Consider the following 1,841-nt stretch of genomic DNA (forward strand, 5'->3'; position numbering starts at 1 on the left):
GGGGGGGGGTGCGGGCCGCGCCTGGGGGGTTTTGTTCGCGTGCCCCCCGCCCCTGCCCCCCGTCCGTATTGGGGAGGGCCCCGCCATCCTGGGGTGGCGGGGCCACTCCCGTATCGCTTCGTCCCGCCGCGCCTCAGCGCAGCTCCGCCGGTGGGGTGCGGTCGCGGTCGACCTTCTCCGTGCGCTCCAGTTCGCCCCAGACGATGTACCGGTAGTCGGAGGTGTACATGGGAGTGCAGGTGGTCAGCGTGATGAACCGGCCCGGCTTGGTCCTGCCGGATTCCTTCGGTACCGGCTGGAGGACGTCCACGTTGTACTTCGTGGTCTCCGGCAGGGACTTGTACACCTTGTAGACGTACCAGGTGTCCTTCGACTCGAAGACGATCGCGTCCCCGGTCTTCAACTTGTGGATGTTGTGGAACTTGGCGCCGTGCCCGTCCCGGTGCGCGGCGAGCGTGAAGTTGCCCTGCTTGTCCTGCGGGAGCGCGGACTTGATCGGTTCGGTGTAGTAGCCGGCGACGCCGTTGTTGAGGATGGCGCTGGTGGTGCCCCGCTTGACCAGTATCTCGTCGTCGCCCATGGCGGGGACGTGCAGGAAGCCGATGCCGTCCTTCGTGTCGAGCGCCCCGGGGGCGTTGTCCGCCCAGCCGTCGCGGACCTGGGCGCCGTCCTGGTCGGCGGCGCGGTCGGCGAGGACGTTCGTCCACCACAGGGAGTAGACGACGAAGAGGCCGAGGACCAGGCCCGCCGTGATGAGGAGTTCACCGAAGAGGCTGATGATCCCGGCGATCCGATTACGCACGCGTGCCACTAGGTCGTCCCGTCGTCCCGTCCGGAAGTGTCGGGGCTCAGCCTACGAGCGCTTTCGGCTTTCCCTCGCTGCGCGGGCGTTCCTCGACCAGCTTGCCCCACACGATCATCCGGTACGTGCTGGTGAACTCGGGCGTGCAGGTGGTCAGCGTGATGTACCTGCCCGGTTCGGTGAAGCCCGAGCCCTTCGGCACCGGGTCGATCACGGAGACGTTCGAGGGCATGGTCTGCGGCAGGATGCTCGCCATCTCGTAGGTGTAGTACGCGCTCTGGGTCTCGACGACGATCGGGTCACCGGGCTTCAGCCGGTTGATGTACCGGAAGGGTTCGCCGTGCGTGTTGCGGTGGCCGGCGACCGCGAAGTTGCCCTGCTTGTCGGAGGGCATGGCGGTCTTGAGCTTGCCCTCGGCGTAGTGGCCGGCCATGCCCTTGTCGAGGACCTTGGTCTTGTCGATGCCCTCGGCGACGGGGACGACGACGTCCAGCTTGGGGATGTACATGATGGCGAAGCCCTCGCCGGGCTCGAAGGCCTCCGGCTTGCTCTCGCCCTTGGCCCAGGTGTCCTCGATCCGCTCCTTGGCCTGGTCGGTCTCCTGTCCGGCCAGGACGTTCGTCCACCACAGCTGGTAGGTGACGAAGAGCAGCATGACGACGCCGAAGGTGATGAAGAGTTCGCCGACGGCGCGGCTGGCGACGACACCGACGCTGTCCTTGGCGGCGCGGGCGGCCCGGCGGGCCTCGACGCGGGAGAGCGGGACTGCGGGCGGATCGGCGGGCCGGGCGCCGGACGGGCCGCCGGGCGGGGTGGCACGGCCCTTGCCCCGGCCGCCCTTGGCCGCGCGGCGGCGTTCGGCCCGGCCGGGCCCGGGGAGGGGCTCCACGGCCCGTAGGGGCATCGTCTCGCCCGGAGAGGCCCGTGGGGGCTCCTCGGCCTCGTACGGCTCGTAGGAGGGCGCGTACGGATCCTGGTACGGGGGCTGAGGGTGCTGGTGGGGCGCCGCGGGCGCCGCGGGCGCCGCGGGCGCCGCGGG

2 protein-coding genes are annotated in these 1,841 nt (G+C 70.1%); both read right to left on the bottom strand.

Annotated features, from left to right (window positions below; genetic code table 11):
- Positions 1 to 133: 133 nt before the first annotated feature.
- Positions 134 to 811, bottom strand: a complete 678-nt coding sequence (locus ACFWUY_RS13070; protein WP_384106512.1) for a class E sortase — start codon at positions 809 to 811, stop codon at positions 134 to 136.
- A 37-nt stretch (positions 812 to 848) separates the two neighbouring features.
- On the bottom strand, positions 849 to 1,841 hold a 993-nt coding region (locus ACFWUY_RS13075), incomplete at its 5' end, for a class E sortase (protein ID WP_384106514.1).

It is taken from the genome of Streptomyces sp. NPDC058664, from assembly GCF_042716635.1.
In the GTDB taxonomy this organism is placed as follows: domain Bacteria; phylum Actinomycetota; class Actinomycetes; order Streptomycetales; family Streptomycetaceae; genus Streptomyces.